Annotated in this window: 5 protein-coding genes; 2 read left to right on the top strand and 3 right to left on the bottom strand. The window is 48.7% G+C overall.

Annotated elements, in window-relative coordinates; all coding sequences use genetic code 11:
- Positions 1-335: 335 nt before the first annotated feature.
- From ALO_RS19275 to ALO_RS19265, 3 genes are all read right to left on the bottom strand, one after another.
- Entirely contained in the window at positions 336-527 is a 192-nt protein-coding gene (locus ALO_RS19275; protein ID WP_004099568.1) for a hypothetical protein, read from the bottom strand.
- A gap of 127 nt (positions 528-654) precedes the next feature.
- Complete coding sequence (gene mnmL, locus ALO_RS19270; protein ID WP_004099566.1) at positions 655-1,605, bottom strand: tRNA modification radical SAM protein MnmL/YtqA; 951 nt, start codon at positions 1,603-1,605, stop codon at positions 655-657.
- Positions 1,602-3,365: a B12-binding domain-containing radical SAM protein gene (locus ALO_RS19265; protein WP_004099561.1), complete on the bottom strand. Its 1,764-nt coding sequence runs from the start codon at positions 3,363-3,365 to the stop codon at positions 1,602-1,604. The genes mnmL and ALO_RS19265 overlap by 4 nt, the downstream gene beginning before the upstream one ends.
- A gap of 141 nt (positions 3,366-3,506) precedes the next feature.
- Between ALO_RS19265 and ALO_RS19260 the strand changes: the two genes are divergently transcribed.
- Together ALO_RS19260 and pepF are read left to right on the top strand one after the other, a co-directional pair.
- Positions 3,507-4,286 (top strand): N-acetylmuramoyl-L-alanine amidase family protein, encoded by a 780-nt coding sequence (locus tag ALO_RS19260; RefSeq protein ID WP_004099560.1) that lies wholly within the window; start codon positions 3,507-3,509, stop codon positions 4,284-4,286.
- Positions 4,287-4,389: 103 nt separating this feature from the next.
- The gene (pepF, locus tag ALO_RS19255) at positions 4,390-6,264 is read left to right on the top strand and encodes an oligoendopeptidase F (protein ID WP_040293978.1); all 1,875 of its coding nucleotides are present in this window, start codon (positions 4,390-4,392) and stop codon (positions 6,262-6,264) included.
- The last annotated feature ends 160 nt before the right edge of the window (positions 6,265-6,424 follow it).

The raw sequence follows: 6,424 nt of genomic DNA, 5'->3' as shown, positions 1-6,424 counted from the left end.
TTCATTCTTACCTGCATTGTTCAGTTTTCAAGGAGCTCTGTCGCAGTAGCGCGACGTTTTTATATTGTACCACAACGTTTGGCGTTGTGTCAATATGTATTTTTTTGGTGAAAATCATTGTCTGATGTTTTACATCGCATCACAAGTTTATACAGGCCCTCAACAAGAGTTTAGGCGATAAAAAAAGCTCTGAGTTTCCTCTAGAGCGAGTGAATCGCATCCTGTTTCAGGGGAAAATAATCTCTATCTGCATTCTATAGACTAAATCATTGCTATAGGTTTCCGTATTAACTTGTATTGACACAATGTATACTATCACAAGAAAGGATCGACTGTCAAGCTGTTTTTTGCATCACAGCAAAATCAGCCTGATCGCAGTAAGCCGCAATATACTCTTCGGTCAGACGATCAAGGTTGGCGCGCAGTTCTTGGAGGCTTTCCTGGCTCAGATTGTATTGGGCCAAATCCTCACTATGAACTAAAGAAGACAGTTTTTGAATTCTCGCAAGCAGCTCCAGCTTTTCCACAGGGTTTTTCCCTCCTCATCATTTTATATAGACCGTACTAATCATAGCAGTGAAAGAAGCTGCTGTAAATACCCCGCGGGAAAACACAGAAAAGTAAGTTTTTTTGAGGATATATCGTAAAATCGCGTTAAATCCCGCACCATTTAGCCACGGCGCTACCGCCAAGATAATTGCACAAACGACCTTGGTAGGTATCGCGGCTCACTAACTGTTCTTCGATCTCCTCTTTAATCTTCCACCAGCCGGTTTGCCAATTTGTAAATAAAGTATTGGCTTCCGGCGCTCTGCCGACCAGCCTTTGAATGATCACCTCCGGGTGAAGATGTTCTAAAAAGGCAACAACCCTCTCCACATATTCCTCTTTACTGATCAGCGGCAGTTGTCCTTTCTGAAACCAGTCGGCCATCACCGTATTTTTAACGATATATAACGCATGGAGCTTCACCTGTTCGATGCCTAATGCCGATACAACTTTAGCGTTTTCAATGGTATCGTCCATGGTGTCCCAGGGCAAATTCAGTATGAGGTGGGTGCAAACATTCATCTCATATTTTTTGATCCGAAGCACGGCATCAATCCATTCCGCTAACGTGTGTCCCCGGTTAATTTTTTTTAGGGAGTGGTAGTTCACTGTTTGCAGCCCCAGTTCCAGCGTGATGTCGATATGATAGCGGTCTTTTATCTCTCCCAGGATCTCCAGATGCCGGTTATGTACACAGTCAGGACGGGTAGCCAGGGCAATGCCCACCACATCTTCCTGACAGGCTTCCTGAACATAGGCCGCCAGCTTATCCGGTGTTAAATAGGTATTGCTGAAATTTTGGAAGTAGGGAATAAATTTTTGAGCTTTATATTTAGGGGCAATATGCGCTTTATTGGCTGTAATCTGCTGGGATACGGTCATCGAAGCTGGCAAATTTTCATAGCCGGCGCCAATTTCGCCGCAAAACACACAGCCATTGACGCCGCAGGTGCCGTCCCGGTTAGGACAGGTTACAGGCAAACTGACCGGCAGTTTATAGATTTTTTCGCCGTATGTTTGCCGAAGATATTCGGCATAAGTCCGATAACGGTTCATATTGACTCTCCCTTAAAAAAGTCGTTGGGTTTTATGGCCTGAAAACAAATTGTGCCGGAATCATAAGAGAACAGCACCGCCACAGACTTATGCTCAGGTACCGGTTGTTTTAAAAGATAAGCGGCCGCATTCAGTCCGAATACCTCAATATGATACCGCTTATTTAATTCCCGCCAATTAGTAAACGTAAACTGTGGCAGATACCGGCTCACAACTTCTTCGTCGCGCCAAAAAGCATTTCTCTCCTGTGCATACCGATCCAGGTTCCAGGGCAGAAAGTCCGGTCGTATTTGCCCCTGGTCGGCGGTTAGGGCATCGGCTTTCAAAATATGCAGGCACAGTTCCAGGTCACTGGAGAACCTGCTGGCACAGAAATCCCGTAAATGTTTATATAGGTTTTTCGGACTGTGGGCCAGCAAATGCAATCCCCCCGCTTCCCAAAAACCTGCCAGATCCCAGAAAAATGCAAAAGCATCTCCCTTGTATCGCCGAATGATCAGCCAGTCAATAAGATAGTGAAACCGGCCGCCATTATAGACATAATTGAAAGCCGCTTCCAGTATCTTAAGCTGCCGGACATCACGATAGGACAGCCGGGCATTGGCTAGAACCTCATAAGGGGCCCAATCCATATAACGGTACTGATGTTTGGCGGCATTGGCGCGGATGCCGGATCCTTTTAACAGTTTAAGAAAACCAATTTGCAGCTGGTGGGGTTTAAGCGAAAAGACGGCATTAAATGACTGAGCAAATTGGCCGAGGGACTCATGAGGCAGGCCGACGATTAAATCCAAATGAAGATGAATCGTGCCGGCCTCGCGAATGCGTCCCACATTTTCAACGATCTTGTCCCAATGATTCTTACGGCGAATCTCCGCCAGAGTCGGTTCATTGGTGGACTGAACGCCTATCTCCATCTGAAACCGGCCGGCCGGGGCCTCCAAAAAGGCATCAAGCGCTTCTTTGTCCAGCAGATCGGCGGCAATTTCGAAATGAAAATTAGTCCGGCCCGGCTGACGGGCCAAGAAGCGGACAATCGGCAGAAAATGCTCCTTACCGGCGTTAAAGGTCCGGTCCACAAACTTGACCTGCTTAACATCAGCCGCAATCAACCGTTCCAAATCCTTACAAACCCGTTCCGGCGAAAAGAAGCGAACTCCCTGAGTGGCGCTGGACAGGCAGTATTGACAGGAAAACGGGCAGCCACGGGAAGATTCGTAATAGATGATTTTATCTTTAAGCTGTACTATATCCTGTTCACTGTAGGGAAAAGGGATAGTATCCAAATCGGTTATGATGCCCGGCGAGCCGGAAAGCACTGTCCCGTCTTCCCGCCGGCAGGCAATCCCCTCTATGGTTTTAACAGAGTCCCTGTCAGGCAAATTCAGCAGCAGCCTGCAAAAGAGTTTCTCCCCTTCTCCCCGGACAATGTAGTCGATATAGGGGTGATCCGTCAGAATCTCTTCCACTCCGTAAGTAACCTCCGGTCCGCCCAGCACAATAACAGCATCAGGCAGGACTTTCTTCAGCAGGCAGGCAATCTGCAGGGACATTTCGATGTTCCAGATATAGCAGGCCAGCCCCACTACATCCGGCCGGGCGCTATAGATATCAGCGAGAATATCCAGCAGTTCATGATTGATGGTATACTCTCTGGTCTGTATCTCCAAACCGGCTGACCGGCAATACGACTTTAAATACCGGATTGCCAGCGAGGAATGAACATACTGCGCATTCAAGGCTGTAACCAGGACATTCATGCGACCACGCTCCAAAGCTCTTCTAAATAAAACACCTTTAGTTATTCCCTGCTGCCGAGGCAATATCCTGCGGCTCTCACCGCTCCGTCTTTGCTGTCATAGAATGTAGCAGGCAACCACTGGAGGGATGGAGGTGTACCCATGAAAATTATAATCGACGGGCAAAGGCTGCCCCTGGATGTGAAAATAACCAGGGACATCCTTACCGTGCTAAAAGGAGTAGCCAGGTCTCAGAACTGGAACCTGCATTACGATAATGCCCTGGAAACGGTGTATTTACAGGCTAAGAGCGAAGCAATCGACGTACTGCCTCAGCGGCAGCCCGCGGAAGAACCTGCCGTGGAAAGCACCCGGCTCCTGGGAAAAACCATCTGTCTGGACCCTGGCCACGGCGGCAGCGATCCCGGAGCGACCGGACCCTCGGGCAGCTATGAAAAAGATAATACCCTGGCTATTGCCCTGCTGTTGCGGCAAAAATTAGAAAGAAACGGCGCCCGAGTCATCATGACCCGGGAATCGGATCAGAGGGCCGGCTATCCTGATTCCACTCCTGAGGAAGATCTGGCAGCCAGGGTGGCCATCGCCAACAAATCCGGCGCATCTATTTTCCTCAGCATCCATAACGACGGCTTCCCCCATCCGGCCGCTTCCGGCGTCACCACCTATCATTATGGCAATCCCCAGTCTGTCAAACTGGCCACCAGCCTGCAAAAAAGCCTGGCTCTCGGCTTACGGATCAAAGACCGGGGAGTCCGTTTTGCCAGTTTATATATTTTGCGTTATGCCCTATTGCCGGCGGTATCAATTGAAGCGGGCTTTATCTCTAATCCGGAGGAAGAAATCCTGCTTATGTCCGGTGACGGCAGAGCATTGGCCGCTGAGTCTATTTTTCAGGGCATTGCCGGTTACTATGGGGTATAAAACCAGAAAAATTTGAGATGCTAACAGGAAGTTACGGTTCATTTGCCAATATAGTATAATAAAACCTGGATCAAAATAAAGGAGTGTATTCATGGCTACTATAATGAGGACAAAATTATTGCCTTGTGTCGTTGGCGCCATGCTTTTAAATCACGCAGCGGCTGAATCTGCCGGCGGTTCTCAGGTGCCGCCCCGCAGTCAAATCAGTGATGAGTACAAATGGAAAATCACTGATATCTACGCCAATGACAGTGAATGGGATAAAGGCTTCGTCCAATTGAGACAGCTCATTCCCACGATGACCAAGTATAAGGGAAAACTGGCAAGCTCGGCTGCCGATCTGGCCGCTTGTTTAAAGGCCAGAGATCAGATTGGGATCACCGGCGGCAAACTATACGCCTATGCCCGCCTGCACCGGGATGAAAACAACAATGACACCAAGTACCAAGCTCTGACCGGCAAGGCGGAAACTCTGCTGACCGAAGCCAGTGCGGCTGCTTCCTTCATTGAACCGGAGATTCTGGCAATACCCGAATCCCAGCTGGCCAAGTTCCGCCAGGCAGAAAAGGAACTGGCCGTATACAGTTTTTATTTTGATAATCTCCTCCGCCAGAAGAAGCATATCCTCTCACCTGCGGAAGAAGAGATATTATCCCGGGCCAGCGAGGCAACTCAAGCCTCGGAAACCACCTTTAACATGCTGGCTCATGCTGATATGAAATTCCCCCAGATCAGCGATTCCAAGGGAAATAAGCTCCAACTGAGTGAATCCCGTTACCGCACATATATCATGTCCCCTGATCGTCAGCTGCGGCAGCAGGCTTTTACCCACCTGTTCGGCGCCTATAACCAATACCGCAATACCTTTGCTTCCACGCTGGGGGGCAATGTAAAGAAAAATATTTTCTATACCAAGACCCGTAAATACAATTCCACCATTGAGTCCGCCCTGGAAGGTGACAATGTGCCAGTCCAGGTTTACGACAACTTGATTAACACTGTCCACAAGCGTCTGCCATTGCTCCACCGTTATGTTGCCTTGAAGAAAAAGGCGCTGGAGTTAGACGAAATCCACATGTATGACCTGTACACTCCCTTAGTGCGCAATGTGGAACTGGAATACAAGTACCCCGAAGCCCTTGAACTGGTGCAAAAAGGACTGGAACCCATGGGGGACGAATATCTGTCGGTTTTAAAACAAGGCTTATCCTCTGGCTGGATTGATGTCTATGAAAACCAGGGCAAACAAACCGGCGCTTATTCCTGGGGAGTCTATCAAGTCCATCCTTTTGTACTGTTAAACTATACCGGACGTTACGACGATGTATCCACCATTGCCCATGAGATGGGGCATGCCATCCACAGCTACTACAGCCAAAAGCATCAGCCTTATGCCACATCTTCTTACACGATTTTCTCGGCGGAAATTGCCTCCACCACCAACGAAACTCTGCTGATGGACTACATGCTTAAGACCACCAAAGATTCCCAGGTAAGAATGTATCTGATCAATCAGTATCTGGAATCAGTCAGGGCCACCGTATATCGCCAGACTATGTTCGCGGAATTCGAAAAACTGCTGTATGAAAAAGTTGAAGACGGCGAATCGGTGACCGCCGACTTTTTGGATGAAATCTGGCATGATCTGAATGCAAAATACTATGGTTCAGACATTGTTGTGGATAAAGAAATCGACGTGGAGTGGGCCCGTATTCCTCACTTCTACTCCAGCTTCTATGTCTACCAGTATGTCACCGGCTTTTCTGCGGCCAATGCCTTTGCTGCCAGTATTCAGCAGGAAGGCGCCCCCGCCCGGGAACGCTATCTCAACTTTTTGAAAAGCGGCGGCTCGGATTATTCCCTGAATCTGCTGAAAAAAGCCGGCGTCGACATGTCCTCGCCGGAACCGATTGAAGTGACCTTAGCCAAGTTTGAAAAAATGCTGGATGAGCTGGAAAAATTACTAAGAAACTCTTAGGAGACCGTGGAAAAGGCGGGCTGATATGCGTCAGCCCGCCTTTTCCCACGTATTGCCGGAGTCATTGCTTGCAGTTGCGGAATCGGCCTGCTTGCCGGAGCTTTTTGAGTCACTGCCGGGTGGCGTTTCCGTCTGATTTTCCGTAGTCTCTGCTCCACCA

It is taken from the genome of Acetonema longum DSM 6540 (genome assembly GCF_000219125.1).
Lineage (GTDB): Bacteria > Bacillota > Negativicutes > Sporomusales > Acetonemataceae > Acetonema > Acetonema longum.
Note: the sequence above shows the minus strand (reverse complement) of the source record. Positions and strands in the feature narration are given on the sequence as shown.